This is a genomic window from Caballeronia sp. AZ1_KS37, from assembly GCF_023631165.1.
GTDB lineage: Bacteria > Pseudomonadota > Gammaproteobacteria > Burkholderiales > Burkholderiaceae > Caballeronia > Caballeronia zhejiangensis.
This window is the reverse complement of sequence record NZ_JALQDP010000005.1, coordinates 17330-34529: the sequence shown is the minus strand read 5'-3', so window position 1 is coordinate 34529 and position 17200 is coordinate 17330. Positions and strand designations below refer to the sequence as shown.

General features: G+C 62.9%; 12 protein-coding genes. 4 read left to right on the top strand and 8 right to left on the bottom strand.

Annotated features, from left to right (window positions below; all coding sequences use genetic code 11):
- Positions 1–158 precede the first annotated feature (158 nt).
- On the bottom strand, positions 159–2255 hold the full coding sequence (gene uvrB / locus NCS00_RS05435) for an excinuclease ABC subunit UvrB (RefSeq protein ID WP_008350451.1): 2097 nt from the start codon (positions 2253–2255) through the stop codon (positions 159–161).
- Between the two features lie 332 nt (positions 2256–2587).
- Between uvrB and NCS00_RS05430 the strand changes: the two genes are divergently transcribed.
- Complete coding sequence (locus NCS00_RS05430) at positions 2588–3787, top strand: amino acid aminotransferase (protein WP_008350454.1); 1200 nt, start codon at positions 2588–2590, stop codon at positions 3785–3787.
- Positions 3788–3862: 75 nt separating this feature from the next.
- Here the strand turns inward: NCS00_RS05430 and NCS00_RS05425 are convergent, their stop codons facing one another.
- A complete protein-coding gene (locus tag NCS00_RS05425) occupies positions 3863–4081 on the bottom strand; it encodes a hypothetical protein (RefSeq protein ID WP_250439546.1) in 219 nt (72 codons plus the stop codon).
- 272 nt (positions 4082–4353) lie between these two features.
- Between NCS00_RS05425 and NCS00_RS05420 the strand changes: the two genes are divergently transcribed.
- Positions 4354–4884, top strand: coding sequence for a hypothetical protein (locus tag NCS00_RS05420; protein ID WP_008350459.1), 531 nt, complete (start codon positions 4354–4356; stop codon positions 4882–4884).
- A 55-nt stretch (positions 4885–4939) separates the two neighbouring features.
- On the opposite strand, the gene NCS00_RS05415 is transcribed toward NCS00_RS05420, so the two are convergent.
- Together NCS00_RS05415 and NCS00_RS05410 are read right to left on the bottom strand one after the other, a co-directional pair.
- Entirely contained in the window at positions 4940–6352 is a 1413-nt protein-coding gene (locus NCS00_RS05415) for a lactate utilization protein B (RefSeq protein WP_250439543.1), read from the bottom strand.
- Positions 6353–6365: 13 nt separating this feature from the next.
- Positions 6366–7100 carry a (Fe-S)-binding protein gene (locus NCS00_RS05410; RefSeq protein ID WP_034472139.1) on the bottom strand — a complete coding sequence of 245 codons (735 nt, stop codon included), beginning with the start codon at positions 7098–7100 and terminating at the stop codon, positions 6366–6368.
- A 190-nt stretch (positions 7101–7290) separates the two neighbouring features.
- Between NCS00_RS05410 and NCS00_RS05405 the strand changes: the two genes are divergently transcribed.
- On the top strand, positions 7291–8100 hold the full coding sequence (locus NCS00_RS05405) for an IclR family transcriptional regulator (protein ID WP_008350464.1): 810 nt from the start codon (positions 7291–7293) through the stop codon (positions 8098–8100).
- Positions 8101–8177: 77 nt separating this feature from the next.
- Here the strand turns inward: NCS00_RS05405 and pbpG are convergent, their stop codons facing one another.
- Complete coding sequence (pbpG, locus tag NCS00_RS05400; protein ID WP_250439541.1) at positions 8178–9362, bottom strand: D-alanyl-D-alanine endopeptidase; 1185 nt, start codon at positions 9360–9362, stop codon at positions 8178–8180.
- A gap of 773 nt (positions 9363–10135) precedes the next feature.
- Between pbpG and NCS00_RS05395 the strand changes: the two genes are divergently transcribed.
- The gene (locus NCS00_RS05395) at positions 10136–10711 is read left to right on the top strand and encodes a phasin family protein (protein ID WP_008350468.1); all 576 of its coding nucleotides are present in this window, start codon (positions 10136–10138) and stop codon (positions 10709–10711) included.
- 155 nt (positions 10712–10866) lie between these two features.
- Here NCS00_RS05395 and lpdA read toward each other — a convergent pair whose 3' ends face one another.
- The 3 genes from lpdA to aceE all read right to left on the bottom strand — a co-directional run bounded on the left by lpdA (position 10867) and on the right by aceE (position 17110).
- A complete protein-coding gene (gene lpdA / locus NCS00_RS05390; RefSeq protein WP_250439538.1) occupies positions 10867–12939 on the bottom strand; it encodes a dihydrolipoyl dehydrogenase in 2073 nt (690 codons plus the stop codon).
- Between the two features lie 74 nt (positions 12940–13013).
- Entirely contained in the window at positions 13014–14336 is a 1323-nt protein-coding gene (aceF, locus tag NCS00_RS05385) for a dihydrolipoyllysine-residue acetyltransferase (protein ID WP_250439536.1), read from the bottom strand.
- A gap of 80 nt (positions 14337–14416) precedes the next feature.
- The gene (gene aceE, locus NCS00_RS05380) at positions 14417–17110 is read right to left on the bottom strand and encodes a pyruvate dehydrogenase (acetyl-transferring), homodimeric type (RefSeq protein ID WP_250439534.1); all 2694 of its coding nucleotides are present in this window, start codon (positions 17108–17110) and stop codon (positions 14417–14419) included.
- Between the last annotated feature and the right edge of the window lie 90 nt (positions 17111–17200).

Here is a 17200-nt window from a genome sequence, read left to right as displayed (position 1 = left end):
CGTTCGATTCCCGCAACAATTTGAGCGAGCTTACAGACCTAGGCGCAGTAAGGCTTTTCGCCGACTCGCACGATCGCGGCGGGATAAAAAAAGGCGCGGCGAACCGTCCGATTCGCCGCGCCTTTCGAATTAAGCCTTGAAAATCACTTACATATTGCTTACTTACCGCCGATTCCGCTCACGTGATCGCCCACGTTCGCCCCGAACACGCGCTGCCGCAGGAGCGCCAATTGGTCGCGGGTCTGCGCCGCTTTTTCGAATTCGAGATTCTTGGCGTGATCCATCATCTGCTTCTCGAGGCGCTTGATTTCCTTCGCGATCTGCTTCTCGGACATGTCTTCGAACTTCGCGCGCGCCTGCGCTTCCTTCAGCTCGGCGCGGGCGTCGTCGGCGTTGTAGACGCCATCGATGATGTCCTTGATGCGCTTCTCCACCCCGCGCGGCGTGATGCCCATCTTCTCGTTGTGCGCCATCTGCTTGGCGCGGCGCCGCTCGGTTTCGCCGATGGCGCGCTTCATCGAGTCGGTCATGTTGTCGGCGTAGAGAATCGCCTTGCCGTTCACATTACGCGCCGCGCGCCCGATGGTCTGGATCAGCGAGCGCTCGGCGCGCAGGAAGCCTTCTTTGTCGGCGTCGAGAATCGCGACGAGCGAGACTTCGGGAATATCGAGACCCTCGCGCAGCAAGTTGATGCCGACGAGCACGTCGAATGTGCCGAGCCGCAGATCGCGGATGATTTCCACGCGCTCGACCGTGTCGATATCGCTGTGCAGATAACGCACCTTCACGCCGTGATCGGCGAGAAACTCGGTCAGCTGCTCGGCCATGCGCTTGGTCAGCGTCGTGACGAGCACGCGCTCCTGCACCGCCACGCGCGCGTTGATTTCCGAGAGCACGTCGTCGACCTGCGAGCGCGCCGGACGCACTTCGATTTCCGGATCGACGAGACCCGTCGGCCGCACGAGCTGCTCGGCCACCTGCCCTGCCTTCTGCTGCTCGTAGTCGGCGGGCGTCGCGGAAACGAAGATCGCCTGGCGCATCTTGCGCTCGAACTCGTTGAACTTGAGCGGCCGGTTATCGAGCGCGGACGGCATCCGGAAACCGTAGTCGACGAGATTTTCCTTGCGCGCGCGGTCGCCGTTGTACATGCCGTTCAACTGGCCGATCAATACGTGCGACTCGTCGAGCAACATCAGCGCATCGGGCGGCAGATAGTCGACGAGCGTCGGCGGCGGCTCGCCAGGCGCCGCGCCCGAGAAGTGCCGCGAGTAGTTCTCGATGCCCTTGCAGAAACCGAGTTCCTGCAGCATTTCCAGATCGAAGCGCGTGCGCTGCTCCAGCCGCTGTGCTTCGACGAGCTTGCCCTCGCTGTGGAAGAATTCGAGCCGCTCGCGCAATTCGAGCTTGATGGTTTCGATCGCGCGCATGACGGTGTCGCGCGGCGTCACGTAATGCGACGACGGATACACGGTGAAGCGCGGAATCTTGTTGCGCACGCGTCCGGTGAGCGGATCGAAGAGCATCATCGATTCGATTTCGTCGTCGAAGAGCTCGACGCGCACCGCCATTTCCGCGTGCTCGGCCGGAAAGATATCGATGGTGTCGCCGCGCACGCGAAACGAACCGCGCTGGAAATCGGCTTCGTTGCGCGTGTACTGCATCGCGATCAGGCGCGCGATGACGTCGCGCTGGCCGAGCTTGTCACCCGTGCGCAGCGTGAGAATCATCTTGTGATATTCGGACGGATTGCCGATACCGTAAATCGCGGACACCGTCGCGACGATCACCACGTCGCGCCGTTCGAGCAGGCTTTTCGTGGCCGAAAGCCGCATCTGCTCGATGTGCTCGTTGATCGACGAGTCCTTCTCGATGAAGAGATCGCGCTGCGGGACGTACGCTTCCGGCTGGTAATAGTCGTAGTACGAGACGAAATACTCGACGGCGTTGCGCGGAAAGAACTCGCGGAATTCCGCGTAGAGCTGCGCGGCGAGCGTCTTGTTCGGCGCGAAGACGATCGCCGGACGGCCGAGCCGCGCGATGACGTTCGCCATCGTGAAGGTCTTGCCCGAGCCGGTCACGCCGAGCAGCGTCTGAAACGAGAGACCGTCCTCGACGCCTTCGACGAGCTTCGCGATGGCGTCGGGCTGATCGCCCGCGGGCGGATACGGCTGATACAACTGAAACGGCGAGCCTTCGAACGTGACGAACTTCGATTCGTCCAGTTCTTCCGGGGATGCGATGAGAGTGTCGGACATGAGAAATCGAGAAAGTCAGCGCCTGAGGCAAACAATCATTCTAGCGTCGTACGCGATGCGCGCGCTCGCCTGGACGTGACCGGGATGTGGAAGCGTAGTCTCCATCAGATTGGGCATGGTTCGCCGATCTCAAGCGCACCGGCTCACGCCCTTTTTTATCGCGCGCTTTTGGCGTGTTCGCGGAATTAAGGGCCAAAAAGCACGCGCATTCGCGCCATAATCGGCCGAAAAGCCGCGCCGGATTCGCTACAATGTGCGACTGGGCTCGACGGCATGATGCCGTCGTCGCCACGCTTCCCCGCCGCACGTCTTTCCTCCACTGCCGATAGATCATGTCTCTTTTCTCTGCCGTCGAACTCGCTCCCCGCGACCCGATCCTGGGCCTCAACGAAGCCTTCAACGCCGATACGCGCACGACCAAAGTCAATCTGGGCGTCGGTGTGTACACGAACGAAGAAGGCAAGATTCCGCTCCTGCGCGCCGTGCGCGAAGCCGAGAAAGCGCGCGTCGATGCCGCGCTGCCGCGCGGTTATCTGCCGATCGACGGCATCGCCGCCTACGACGCCGCCGTGCAGAAGCTGCTCCTCGGCAACGATTCGCCGCTGATCGCCGCGGGCCGCGTCGTGACGGCGCAGGCGCTTGGCGGCACGGGCGCGCTCAAGATCGGCGCGGACTTTTTGAAGCGCCTGAACCCGAACGCAGTCGTCGCGATCAGCGATCCGAGCTGGGAAAACCATCGCGCGCTCTTCGAAGGCGCCGGTTTCGAAGTGGTCCACTACCCGTACTACGAAGCCTCCACGCACGGCGTGAACTTCGACGGCATGCTCGCCGCGCTGAACAGCTACGCGGCGGGCACCGTCGTCGTGCTGCACGCGTGCTGCCATAACCCGACGGGCGTCGATCTGTCGGACGAGCAGTGGAAGCAGATCGTCGAAGTCGTGAAGGCGAAGAACCTCGTGCCGTTCCTCGATATGGCGTATCAAGGCTTCGCGGAGAACATCGACGCGGACTCCGCCGCCGTGCGTCTCTTCGCGGCATCGGAACTGAACGTGTTCGTGTCGTCGTCGTTCTCGAAGTCGTTCTCGCTGTACGGCGAGCGCGTCGGCGCACTGTCGATCATCACGACGAGCAAGGAAGAATCGGCACGCGTGCTCTCGCAACTGAAGCGCGTGATCCGCACGAACTATTCGAACCCGCCGACGCACGGCGGCTCGATCGTCGCGGCCGTGCTGGCGTCGCCGGAACTGCGCGCGACCTGGGAGCAGGAGCTGGGCGAAATGCGCGATCGTATCCGCGCAATGCGCAACGGTCTCGTCGAGCGACTGAAGGCGAGCGGCGTCGATCGGGACTTCTCGTTCGTCAACAAGCAGCGCGGCATGTTCTCGTACTCGGGTCTGACGGCTGCGCAAGTCGATCGTCTGCGTGAAGAGTTCGGCATCTACGCCGTGAGCACGGGCCGCATCTGCGTGGCCGCGCTGAACACGCGCAACCTCGACGCCGTCGCGAACGCGGTCGCCGCCGTGCTCAAGTAAGCAGTTCGGCCGCGTCCAAATGAAAATGGCGCCCTTTGCGGGCGCCATTTTTTGTGTGCGTCGAAAACCGGCGGATCAGAGCGTCTTTTCCGCCGAGACGGCAGCGGGTTGTGCGTCTTCGTCGTCGACGAAGCCGAGCGAAATCGCGCGCGCCAGTTCTGCGCTCACGCCCGCCACGCTGGTTTCTTCATGGCGCATTGCCGCGCCGCTGTCCTCGCCGGCGTGCATGCAAAACGCGAGCGCGATCGGAAGCAGGATGGCGACGGGCCAGTAGGTCGATATTGTCTTTCTCATGGGACTGCCTTTGGTCGATGTGTCGCAGTGGGCATCGGATCGAGGGAACCCACTGATGGACATTTCGAATTTTACGGACTTGTCCCGACCTTAAAAAGCCGTTGAAAAGCAAAGGATTGTTGCGCCCGGGACAACAAGCCGTTTTGATGAACGTCGCGACCGCTCGCGCCTTTATGACAGCTTGCCGTCATAAAGGCTTACAAAGTTGTTCGCGACATCCACGCGCCGATGATGTCTTATTCAGTAATGGTTCTACAGAATTTCCCACGATCATGAAATCCGCAGTCGCTGGTGTCTTGCTTGCTTCGTCTGCCGCACTTCTCGGTGGTTGCGCGGCGTATCCCGATGCGTCGGCCTATGGCGGCGGCTACCCTGCTGTCTACGACGACCCGGGCTACGGATACTACGGTGGCCCGCCGCCGGGCGTCGTCGTAGGCGGCGGTTACTACTCCGGGCCGGGCCCGATTTACTACGGTCCGCCTAACCGATATTGGGACGATGGTCCCGGCTGGCGTCGTCCGCCGCCGGGCGGATGGCGCGGCGGGCATCCGCCGCGCGACCGGGGTCCGGGCGGCCCGCCTCCGCAGGCGGGCGGCGGACATCCGAACGGTCCGCCACCGCAAGCAGGCGGCGGCCGTCCTCCGGCAGCGCAGCCCCCGCAAGCAGGCAACTCGCCGGCGCCTCAGTCCGTGGGCGGTCGGCCGCCGGGACCGAATCGCGCCCCGCCACCATCCGCGAATGGCGGTGGGGGCAATTCGCAGGGCGGCAATTCGCGCGGCTTCCTGGGACGGTACGGCGGATAAAAGCGCTTCGACGACGAAGGCCGCGCCCGATCGAAAGATCCGGCGCGGCCTTGTTTTATCCGAGATGCGAATGCTGCGCCTTGTACAGCTCCCGGAATGTGCGCCCGACTGGCGCGGGCATGTCGCGCGTGTCGGTCCATCCGGCGCCGAACGGCAGTCGTGAAATCGTCTTCTTGTTGCCGCCGATGCGTTCGAGCACGCGCACCGCGAGCTTCGTGAAAAGGGCATAGGCGAGCGGCCGCTTCGCGAGATAGCCCCACGCCGCGAGCGCGGCGCGCTCGTTCCACGGACGCAGCCGACGCTCCATCTGCTTCTCGCGCAGCTTGCGCAGCAGATCCGACAACGGAATGCCGACCGGACAAACACTGTTGCACTCGCCGCAAAGCGTTGCGGCTTGCGGCAGATCGAGCGCCTTGTCGATGCCGACATAAGCCGGCGTCAGCACCGAGCCCATCGGTCCCGGATACACCCATCCATACGCATGTCCGCCGATCTTCTGATAGACCGGGCAATGATTCATGCACGCGCCGCAGCGGATACAGCGCAGCATCTCCTGAAACTCGCCGCCGATAAGCCCGGTGCGGCCGCCATCGACGAGCACGAAGTACATATGATCGGGCCCGTCCGTCTCGTCGGCCGCGCGCGGTCCGGTCAAGAGCGAAAAGTAATTCGAGATCGTCTGGCCGGTCGCCGAGCGCGGCAGGAGGCGCATTGCGGTCGCGAGATCTTCGAGCGTCGGCAGCACTTTTTCGATGCCCGTCACCGCGACATGCACGCGGGGCATCACGGTGCACATGCCTTCGTTGCCCTCGTTCGTGACGACCGCCACCGACCCCGTCTCCCCGATCAGGAAATTGCCGCCCGTCACGCCCATGTCCGCCGACATGAAATGCGGCCGCAACACTTCCCGCGCCTCGCGCGTCATCTCCGGGATGTCGGTGAGGCGTGGCTTGTTGTGCGTCTTCGCGAAGAGATCCGCGATCTGCTCCTTATCCTTATGCACGACCGGCGCGATGATATGGCTCGGCGGCTCGTTGTCGTTGATCTGCAGGATGTATTCGCCGAGATCGGTCTCGATCGACTGCACGCCCATCTCGCCGAGCACGCGATTCAGTTGCATCTCTTCCGAGACCATCGACTTGGTCTTGATGACCTTCTTCACATCGTGTTTGCGCGCGATGTCCGCGACGAGCTTCGCCGCGTCCTGCGTCGTTTCGGCGTAAAGCACGGTCGCGCCGCGACGCGTCGCCTCGCGCTCGAAGGTTTCGAGCCACACGTCGAGATTCTCGAGCGCGCGATTGCGGCGCTCCTTCAACGCGGCGCGCGTTGCCTCGAAGTCGATGTCGCGCACCGCGCTCGCACGCGCGCTGACGAACTTGGTCGAGAGCTTGGTGAGATTCTGCTGCAGGCGCTCGTCGGCGAGCTTGCTTCCCGCGCGCGCCTTGAAGTGCATCGTCTGGACTTGCATCCGTTTGTCTCCTTCAGGCGCGACGCGCCGCGTCGCCCGCGAGCACTTGCGCGATATGCAGCACGCGCGTCGACGTATCGCCGGTGCGGCGCAGGCGCCCTTCGATGTTCAGCATGCAGCCGAGGTCGCCGAGCACGACGGTATCCGCGCCGCTCGCCTTGATGTTCGCGCATTTCTCATCGACGATCGCCGTCGAAATGTCGCCGTACTTCACCGCGAAGGTGCCGCCGAAGCCGCAGCAATGCTCGCATCCGGCCATCTCGGTCACGGGCACGCCTGCCTGGGCGAGCAGCTCGCGTGGCTGCGATTTCACGCCGAGTTCGCGCAGACCCGAGCAGGAATCGTGATACGTCACCATGCCGTCGAACACGCCCGGCTCCATGCGCGCCTTCGCGACGTTCACGAGAAAATCGGTCAGTTCGAACACGCGAGGCTGAAGGCGCGCGAAGCGGCTCATCAATTGCGGATCGTCGCGAAAGAGATCGCCGTAGTGCGCGCGGATCATGCCGCCGCACGAACCGGACGGCACCACGACATAGTCGAACTGCTCGAATTCGCGCAGCGTTTTTTCGGCGAGATCGCGGGCGAGCGGCCGATCGCCCGAGTTGTAGGCAGGCTGGCCGCAACAGGTCTGCGACGGCGGCACGACGACTTCGAAACCCGCCTGCTCGATCAGCTTAATGACCGAGAAGCCGATTTCCGGGCGCATCATGTCGATGAGACATGTCACGAATAATCCGACTCGCATTGGGGCGTTTCCTGTTTGTGGAGTGATGTGAACGCAGCGCCGATTATCCTTGATAAGTCCCGCGCGACGGGCTTCTCGCTGGCCATCGATGCCATCGACGAGCGCATTGTTTTGGCGAAGCGTTCGCTTTTTTCACATTATGAGATACAATCCCCATTCCGCTGTTTGACGCATCAACCGATTTTTCACGATGAGCGATACGAACCCGGAATCCAAAACCTCCATTCAGGTGATCGAGCGCATGATGCGTCTTCTCGACGCCCTCGCCGATCACACTGACCCCGTCAGCCTGAAAGAACTCGCCCAGAGCACCGATCTGCACCCATCCACGGCGCATCGCATTCTGAACGACATGGTGCTATGCCGGCTCGTGGACCGGTCGGACCCCGGCACGTATCGCCTCGGCATGCGCTTGCTGGAGCTCGGCAATCTCGTCAAGGCGCGTCTTTCGGTGCGTGAAGCCGCGATGCCGCCGATGCGCGAGTTGCATCGGCAGACCGGGCAGACCGTCAATCTTTCCGTGCGGCAAGGCGACGAGATCGTCTATATCGAGCGCGCGTACTCGGAGCGCTCGGGCATGCAGGTCGTGCGTGCGATCGGCGGCCGCGCGCCGTTGCATCTGACGTCGGTCGGAAAGCTGTTTCTCGCCGCCGACGAAGCCGCGCGCGTACGCGCGTATGCGATGCGAACCGGTCTCTCCGGCCACACGCAGAACAGCATCACCGATCTCTCGAAACTCGAGCGCGAACTGTCGCTGGTGCGCCAGCAGGCGTGCGCGCGCGACAACGAGGAACTCGAACTCGGCGTGCGCTGTATCGCGGCGGGCATTTACGACGATACGGGACGCCTCGTCGCCGGCTTGTCGCTGTCCGCGCCCGCCGATCGTCTGCAGGACGCCTGGCTGAAACAATTGAGCCACACGGCGCTCGAGATCTCGCAATCGCTGGGATATCACCCGGAAGAGGCAGCTTCCGACGCGCAACAACACGCGCATCGCTGATTTCTTCGCCGCATGTCAAAACGGGATTCGTCTTTCGACGAATCCCGTTTGCTTTTGCATCAGCGAAGATCAGGCGCTCAAGGATTTGCGCCGCTGCCCATGTCCGCGCTCATGATATGCGGCTCGCCGAGCGTGTCGAGATACGAACGCAGACGGCCCGCGTCGGCGAAGCGCGAATACTTGCCGTACGAATCGAGCAGCACGATGACGACCGGACGGCCGTTGACGGTTGCCTGCATCACGAGGCACTCGCCCGCTTCGTTGATGAAGCCCGTCTTCTGCAAGCCGATGTCCCACGACGCATTGCGGATCAGCGCGTTCGTGCTGTTGTAGGCGAGATTGCGCTTGCCGGTGAAGACGTCGTAGCTGCGGTCGGTCGAGAACTTGCGGATCAGCGGATATTGATACGCCGCGTTGACCATCTTCACGAGGTCGCGCGCGCTCGACACGTTCTGGCTCGTGAGTCCCGTGGAATTCTCGAAGTGCGTGTCGACCATGCCGAGCGACTTGGCTTTCGCGTTCATCGCGGCGATGAACGCCGGACGGCCGCCCGGGTAATAGCGCGAGAGTGCCGCCGCCGCGCGATTTTCCGACGCCATCAGCGCGATGTGCAGCATGTCTTCGCGATTCAGTTGAGATCCGACCGCGAGGCGCGAACCCGTGAACTTCTCGTAGTCGCGGTCTTCGTCGGTGACGGTGATTTCATCGGTCAGCGGCATGTGCGAATCGAGCACGACCATCGCGGTCATCAGCTTCGTGATCGATGCGATCGGCACGACGGCGCGCGAGTTCTTGTCGAAGAGCGTCTCGGACGTGTTCTGGTCGACGACGTAAGCCACGCTCGAACGCAGCGCGAGGCTGTCGGGGGTATCGTGCAGGCCGAACGCCTGACCAACCGACGTCGCGCGCGGCTGGAACGCAACCGCGTGCACCGCGGCGCGTCGCGAATGCGCTTCCATGCGATACGACGCGCGACGCTTGCGCGATGCGCGCGGCGCGTCATCGTCGTCATCGGCCGCGGCGACTTTCGCCGCTTTCGCGCGCTTCGGCGCTTTCAGCGTGGTCTTGGCGACGCGCGCGGGCTTTTCAGCCTTGGCGGTGGATTTCTTTGCGGTTTTGGTTTGGGTGGCGGTCTTCGCGAGGGCTTCAGCCGGAGCCGCTGCGAAGGACGTCGCTACTGCGATGGAGACGGCGATGGACAATGCCGAGCGCACTGCCACGCCATGCACCACCTTCAACGACGAAAACATTTCGGTTTTCATTAGTGTTCTGTTGGGCGGCTGGAGGGTACCGCCAAGTGTAGTGAAGCTACGAAATTTAAGCAATATTAAGCACTTATCGGCACTCGTTAAACCGAGTTGTAAGCCGTGATTGCGTATTGCTGAACAAAAAACCGCCTCGATCGGAAAAAACGATCGGCCCGGCGAAATAGTGCTGCCCAAAATGCGCTTTGCTACACCGCGACAAACGCACTATCGGCAAAACTTTCCACGACTTTAGTGAAACGTGAGGATCGGATCAGACAAAACGCAGAGATACGAACGGGAGTCAGCACCAACGGAGGGCACAGACGATCACGAGACAGCTCGGACAGCCGAAATGTTAACGTTTCTTCAACAATTTGGTGTACGGCGACATCCTAAAAATAAGACGAGCTTCAGAAATATCTCGCTTCCGCACCGCCGCAGAACCCGCGCTGTCCGCGTCGCCGGAACATCAAAGTTTCATCGAGCCGTGCTTTGATCGTGTCGAACATGCGGCCCGATGCGTGTCGGAAGCCATGCCCAGCTTGAGTGCATAGGGTTTCCACGGACGCTTATTTCGACCACGCAATCGGCATGTAAGTTGTTGTTTAACATACGGTTTCTGCCTATTGTGCGGCGCACAAAAAGTGCTTGACATCCATCGGAATATCTCTAAAATGGGTCTCATGTTGCGACGCACCAATCGCAGTTGCACCTAGCCGGCAGGTATATCGCGCCGGATCTATCCAAACCACGACCCGCGTTGATGGGTCTGCCATCAGGAGCCTGAGATGACGCTGTTGACCCCCGAGCAAATCGCCGCTGCACAGAAAGCCAACTTCGACACGCTGTTCGGCCTCACGAACAAGGCGTTCGAAGGCGTTGAGAAGCTCGTCGAACTGAACCTGCAAGTTGTGAAGTCCACGCTGGCCGAAAGCCAGGAAAACGCACAGCGCGCGCTGTCGGTGAAGGACGCGCAGGAACTGCTCGCCCTGCAAGCCAGCCTGACCCAGCCGGTCGCGGAAAAGGTGCTGTCGTACGGCCGTCACCTGTATGAAATCGCGTCGGCCACGCAAGCCGAATTCGCCCGCGTCGCGGAAGCGCAGTACGAAGAACAGAACCGCAAGGTCCAAACGCTCGTCGACAACGTCGCGAAGAACGCACCGGCCGGTTCGGAAACCGCCGTCGCCGTCATGAAGTCGGCCATCACCGCCGCCAACACGACGTACGAAACGGTTCACAAGGCAACGAAGCAAGCTGTCGAAATTGCTGAAAGCAACTTCAACGCTGCCGCTACGGCTGCGACGAAGGCCGCTACGCAAGCGACCGAGCAAGCTGCCCGCGCCACCAAGAAGTCGGTTGCGTAAGTTTGCCGCCGGGCCCCTGCCCGGCCGATGCAGCAAGAATCACGAAGAACCCGGCCATCGCGCCGGGTTTTTTGTCGTCTATTGCTCGTGAATCCCACAAACAAAAAGGCGCGCTCCGGTCAAGGAGCGCGCCTTTCTTCTGTAACCGCGGACGCTTACTTCTTGCGCTGCGGCGGCAAGTCCGTGCACACGCCTTCGTACAACTCGGCGGCCATGCCGACCGATTCGCCGAGCGTCGGGTGCGGGTGGATCGTCTTGCCGATGTCGGTCGCATCCGCGCCCATCTCGATCGCGAGACACACTTCGCTGATGAGATCGCCCGCATTCAGACCGACGATGCCGCCGCCGATCACCCGATGCGTCTCTTCATCGAAGATGAGCTTGGTGAAACCTTCGTCGCGGCCGTTGGCGATCGCGCGGCCCGACGCGGCCCACGGGAACACCGCCTTGCCGAACTTGATGCCTTCGGCCTTGCACTGCTCTTCCGTCTTGCCGGCCCACGCCACTTCCGGATCCGTATAAGCGACGGACGGAATCTGCAGCGCGTCGAAATACGCCTTCTCGCCGTGCGCCGCTTCCGCCGCGACGTGGCCTTCGTGCACGGCCTTGTGCGCGAGCATCGGCTGGCCGACGAGATCGCCGATCGCGAAGATGTGCGGCATGTTGGTACGCATCTGCTTGTCGACGTTGATGAAGCCGCGATCCGTCACCGCGACGCCCGCCTTGTCCGCGCCGATCTTGCCGCCGTTCGGGCTGCGGCCGACCGCGAGCAGCACGAGGTCGTAGCGCTGCGGCTCGGCCGGCGCCTTCTCGCCTTCGAACGTCACATAGATGCCGTCTTCCTTGGCTTCCGCCTTGGTCGTCTTGGTCTTGAGCATCACGTTCGTGAAGCGCTTGGAATTGAACTTCTCCCAGACTTTCACGAGATCGCGGTCCGCGCCGAGCATCAGGCCGTCGAGCATTTCGACGACGTCGATGTCCGCGCCGAGCGTCGAATACACCGTCGCCATTTCCAGCCCGATGATGCCGCCGCCCACCACCAGCATGCGCTTCGGAAGCTGGCGCAGTTCGAGCGCGCCGGTCGAATCGACGACACGCGGATCGTCCGGGAAGAACGGCAGCTTCACCGCCTGCGAACCCGCCGCGATGATCGCCTGCTTGAACTTCACGACCTTCTTGCCGTCCGCGCCGTTCACTTCCATGTGATTCGGATCGACGAACGCGCCGACGCCCGTCACGACCTGGACCTTGCGCGCCTTCGCCATGCCCGCGAGACCGCCGGTCAGCTTCTTGACGACGCCTTCCTTGAAGCCGCGAAGTTTGTCGAGATCGACCTTCGGCTCGCCGAAGCTGATGCCGTGCGCCGCGAGCTCGGCCGCTTCGTCGATGACGAGCGCCGTGTGCAGCAACGCCTTCGACGGAATGCAGCCGACGTTCAGACACACGCCGCCGAGCGTCGAATAACGCTCGACGAGCACGGTCTTCATGCCGAGATCGGCGGAACGGAATGCCGCCGAATAACCGCCGGGACCGGCGCCGAGCACGAGCATGTCGCATTCGACATCGGCCGCGCCGGCGTAGCTGCCTGCTTGCGGCGCGGGCGTCGGCGCGGCTGCCGGCGCCGCTTTCTGGGGCGCGGGAGCAGGCGCCGCAGCGGACGCGCCGCCTTCGAGCGTCAGAACCAGCGTGCCTTCCGACACGTTGTCGCCGACCTTCACCTTCACTTCCTTGACCGTGCCGGCGGCAGGCGACGGCACGTCCATCGTCGCCTTGTCGGATTCGAGCGTGATGAGCGACTGCTCCTTTTCGACCGTATCGCCCGGCTTCACATGCACTTCGATGACGGGAATGTCCTTGAAGTCGCCGATATCCGGCACCTTCACGTCCTGCACGCCGCCGCCCGAAGCCGCAGCCGGTGCGGGCGCAGCGGCGGGAGCCGGAGCCGGAGCCGGAGCCGGAGCCGGAGCCGGCGATGGCGCGGCCGCGGCGCCGGCGGTTTCGATCATCGCGATGACCGAGCCCTGGCTCACCTTGTCGCCCTGCTTGACCTTCACTTCCTTGATGGTCCCCGCGACATCCGCGGGCACTTCCATCGTGGCCTTGTCGGTTTCGAGCGTGATGACGCCCTGTTCCTTTTCGATGACGTCGCCGGCTTTGATATTGACTTCGATGACATCGACATCGGAGAAGTCGCCGATGTCGGGTACTTTTAGTTCGACGAGACTCATGTTGTCCCCTAAGAGATATGCGGATGGAACCTCGGACGAACGTCCGAGGTTCCGCCGTCGGCCAGATCAGCAGATCAGAGAATGACGCGACGGAAATCGCCCAGAATCGCCGACAGATAAGCGTTGAAGCGCGCCGCGGCCGCGCCGTCGATGACGCGATGGTCATACGACAGCGACATCGGCAGCGTGAGGCGCGGCACGAACTGCTTGCCGTCCCACACGGGCTTCTGATAGCCGCGCGACAGACCGAGGATCGCGACTTCGGGCGCGTTGATGATCGGCGTGAAGTGCGTCCCGCCGATGCCGCCCAGCGACGAGATCGAGAAGCAGCCGCCCTGCATCTGATCGGGCTTCAGCTTGCCGTCGCGCGCGAGCTTCGACAGTTCCGCCATTTCCTTGGCGATATCGACGAGGCCCTTCTTGTCCGCGTCGCGGATCACCGGAACGACGAGGCCGTTCGGCGTATCGGCCGCGAAACCGATGTGGTAGTACTGCTTGAAGACGAGGTTGTCGCCGTCGAGGCTCGCGTTGAAGTCCGGGAACTTCTTCAGCGCCGAGACCACGGCCTTGATGACGAACGCGAGCATCGTGAACTTCACGCCCGCTTTCTCGTGCTCCTTGTTGAGCTTCACGCGCAATTCTTCGAGCTCGGTGATGTCGGCTTCGTCGTTGTTCGTGACGTGCGGGATCATCACCCAGTTGCGATGCAGGTTCGCGCCCGAGATCTTCTTGATGCGCGAGAGCGGCTTCGGCTCGACCGGACCGAACTTCGTGAAGTCGATCTTCGGCCACGGCAAGAGGCCGAGTTCGCCGCCGCCGCCGCCACCGCCAGCCGGCGCCGCAGCCGCAGGCGCCGCGCCCTGTCCCGACATCACGCCCTTCACGAACGCGGTGATGTCCTGCTGCGTGATGCGGTTCTTCGGCCCGGTGCCGCGCACGCGCGACACATCGACGCCCAGTTCGCGCGCGAACTTGCGCACCGACGGCGACGCGTGGCTCGACGTGCGCGAGCCGTCGCCGGCGGGAATGACAGGCGCCTGCGCGAGCGCGGACGGCGCTTCCTTCGGCGCGGGCGCGGGCTTCGCGGGCGCATCCGAGGGCACTTCCTTCGGTGCCGCCGGCGCGGGCGTGGGCGCCGGTGCGGCCGCGCCGCCTGCGCCGCCTTCCAGCACGACGATGAGCGAGCCTTCCGACACGTTATCGCCGACCTTGACCTTCACTTCCTTCACGACGCCCGCTGCCGAGCTCGGCACGTCCATCGTGGCCTTGTCGGATTCGAGCGTGACGAGCGACTGCTCGGGTTCGACCGTATCACCCACCTTGACCAGCACCTCGATCACGGGGATGTCCTTGAAATCGCCGATGTCCGGCACTTTGACTTCGATCGCTTGACTCATTATTAGTGTCTCCTGGGTCGCACGCGGGCCTCCTTCCGCTTCGGAAAGAGGCCGCGTCACAACGCACGGGGGCGATGCCTTTAGACGGTCATCGGGTTGGGTTTGGACGGGTCGAGGTTGTACTTCTTGATCGCCTCGGCGACGACCTTGCGCTCGATCGTGCCTTCGTCGGCCAGCGCGTTGAGCGCAGCCAGCGTCACCCAGTAGCGGTCGACTTCGAAGAAGTGGCGCAGCGCTTCGCGCGTATCCGAGCGGCCATAGCCGTCGGTGCCGAGCACCACGAACTTCTGCGGGACATAGCCGCGAATCTGGTCGACGAGCGCGCGGATGTAATCCGTCGATGCGATCACCGGGCCCTTCGCGTCGTTCAGCAGCGCCGTGACGTGCGGCAGCTTCTTCTCTTCGGTCGGATGCAGCAGGTTCCAGCGCTCGCACGCCTGACCGTCGCGGGCCAGTTCGGTGAAGCTCGGCACGCTCCACAGATCGGCGCTGACGCCCCAGTCGTCCTTCAACAGTTGAGCCGCGGCGATGACTTCGTTGAAGATCGTGCCCGCGCCCATCAACTGAACGTGCGCCTTGGCCGGCGCATCGGCCTTCTTGAAGGCGTACATGCCCTTGATGATGTCCGAAGCCACGGCATCGCCTTGCGGGATCGCCGGATGCTCGTAGTTCTCGTTCATCACGGTGATGTAGTAGTACACGTCTTCCTGGTCCGCGACCATGCGGCGCAGGCCGTCCTGCATGATGACGGCGAGTTCGTAACCGAACGTCGGGTCATAGCTCACGCAGTTCGGAATCGATGCCGCCCACAGCAGCGAGTGGCCGTCTTCGTGCTGCAGCCCTTCGCCGTTCAGCGTCGTGCGGCCGGCGGTGCCGCCCAGCAGGAATCCGCGCGAACGCATGTCGCCCGCGGCCCACGCCAGATCGCCGATGCGCTGGAAGCCGAACATCGAGTAGAAGATGTAGAACGGGATCATGATCTCGCCGTGCGTCGAGTACGACGTCGCGGCCGCGATCCAGTCACACATGCCACCCGCTTCGTTGATGCCTTCCTGCAGGATCTGCCCCGTCTCCGATTCCTTGTAGAACATCAGCTGGTCGGAGTCTTCCGGGATGTACTTCTGGCCGTCCTGATTCCAGATGCCGATCTGGCGGAAGAGGCCTTCCATGCCGAACGTGCGCGACTCGTCCGGGACGATCGGCACGATGCGCTTGCCGAGCGCCTTGTCCTTCAGCAGGATGTTGAGGATCCGCACGAACGCCATCGTCGTGGAGATTTCGCGGCCTTCGCCCGTGCCCTTCAAGAGCGGCTCGAACGCGGACAGCGCCGGCACCGGCAGCGATTCGGCCTTCTCGCGGCGCGTCGGCAGATAGCCGCCCAGGTCCATGCGCTTCTGGCGCATGTATTCGAGTTCCTTCGAGCCTTCCTCGAACGTGAGATACGGCACGTCGGCGATCTGCTCGTCGGTAAGCGGCAGACGGAATTGGTCGCGGAATTTCTTCAGCGTGTCGATCGGCAGCTTCTTCTGCTGGTGCGTGATGTTCATCGCCTGACCATGCTCGCCCATGCCATAGCCCTTGATGGTCTTGGCGAGGATGACGGTCGGCGCGCCCTTCGTCTTGGTCGCTGCGTCGAAGGCCGCGTAGATCTTGTGCGGATCGTGGCCGCCGCGGTTCAGGTTCCAGATGTCGTCATCGGACCAGTCGGCGACGAGCGCCTTGAGTTCCGGCGTGTTGAAGAAGTGCTCGCGCACGAACGCGCCCGACTCCGACTTGTACGTCTGGTACTCGCCGTCGACGACTTCCATCATGCGGCGCATCAGCGCGCCGGTCTTGTCGCGTGCAAAGAGCGCGTCCCAGCGGCTGCCCCAGATGACCTTGATGACGTTCCAGCCGGCGCCGCGGAATTCGCTTTCGAGTTCCTGAATGATCTTGCCGTTGCCGCGCACCGGGCCGTCCAGTCGCTGCAGATTGCAGTTGATGACGAACACGAGGTTGTCCAGACGCTCGCGGCCGGCCATGCCGATCGCGCCGAGCGATTCCGGCTCGTCCGTTTCGCCGTCGCCGAGGAACGCCCAGACCTTGCGGCCTTCGGTCTTCGCCATGCCGCGCGCGGCCATGTACTTCATGAAGCGCGCCTGATAGATCGCCATGATCGGGCCGAGGCCCATCGACACGGTCGGGAATTGCCAGAAATCCGGCATCAGCCACGGATGCGGATACGACGAGATGCCCTCGCCGCCCACTTCCTGGCGGAAGTTGTTCAGTTGCTTTTCGGTCAGGCGGCCGAGCAGGAACGCGCGCGAATAGACGCCCGGCGACGAGTGGCCCTGCACGAAGACGAGGTCGCCGCCGTGATCTTTCGAAGGCGCGTGCCAGAAGTGATTGAAGCCGACGTCGTAGAGCGTCGCGGCCGATGCGAACGAAGCGATGTGACCGCCGACGTTCGTGTCCTTGCCCGCGCGCAGCACCATCGCGATGGCGTTCCAGCGGGTGTACGAGCGGATGCGGTGTTCGATGTCCTGATCGCCCGGAATCTTCGCCTGCGAAGCGACGGGGATCGTGTTGATGTACGGCGTGTTCGCCGAAAACGGCAGGTGCTCGCCATGCACGCGAGCGAATTCGATCTGTTTCTCGATCAGGTAGTGCGCGCGATCAGGACCGACCGCGGAAATCACGCCGTCGAGCGCATCGAGCCACTCGGCGGTTTCCTGAGGATCGTCGTCCTTGGCGTTGGCGACATATTTGAGAACTTCGTCGGGTACAGCGGACATGCTCGTCTCCTGATGTGAGGAACACTCGATGAGAACCGCCGGCGCACGCCCGCGAACACACGCGGAAAAGCGGGCACTGGCCGCGTGCCG

Coding starts and splice junctions, on each gene's coding strand:
- pbpG (WP_250439541.1), bottom strand. CDS start 9,362: ATGAAAACCGAAATGTTTTCGTCGTTGAAGGTGGTGCATGGCGTGGCA.
- aceE (WP_250439534.1), bottom strand. CDS start 17,110: ATGTCCGCTGTACCCGACGAAGTTCTCAAATATGTCGCCAACGCCAAG.
- NCS00_RS05420 (WP_008350459.1), top strand. CDS start 4,354: ATGAAATCCGCAGTCGCTGGTGTCTTGCTTGCTTCGTCTGCCGCACTT.
- NCS00_RS05410 (WP_034472139.1), bottom strand. CDS start 7,100: ATGCGAGTCGGATTATTCGTGACATGTCTCATCGACATGATGCGCCCG.
- NCS00_RS05415 (WP_250439543.1), bottom strand. CDS start 6,352: ATGCAAGTCCAGACGATGCACTTCAAGGCGCGCGCGGGAAGCAAGCTC.
- NCS00_RS05405 (WP_008350464.1), top strand. CDS start 7,291: ATGAGCGATACGAACCCGGAATCCAAAACCTCCATTCAGGTGATCGAG.
- NCS00_RS05430 (WP_008350454.1), top strand. CDS start 2,588: ATGTCTCTTTTCTCTGCCGTCGAACTCGCTCCCCGCGACCCGATCCTG.
- aceF (WP_250439536.1), bottom strand. CDS start 14,336: ATGAGTCAAGCGATCGAAGTCAAAGTGCCGGACATCGGCGATTTCAAG.
- uvrB (WP_008350451.1), bottom strand. CDS start 2,255: ATGTCCGACACTCTCATCGCATCCCCGGAAGAACTGGACGAATCGAAG.
- NCS00_RS05425 (WP_250439546.1), bottom strand. CDS start 4,081: ATGAGAAAGACAATATCGACCTACTGGCCCGTCGCCATCCTGCTTCCG.
- NCS00_RS05395 (WP_008350468.1), top strand. CDS start 10,136: ATGACGCTGTTGACCCCCGAGCAAATCGCCGCTGCACAGAAAGCCAAC.
- lpdA (WP_250439538.1), bottom strand. CDS start 12,939: ATGAGTCTCGTCGAACTAAAAGTACCCGACATCGGCGACTTCTCCGAT.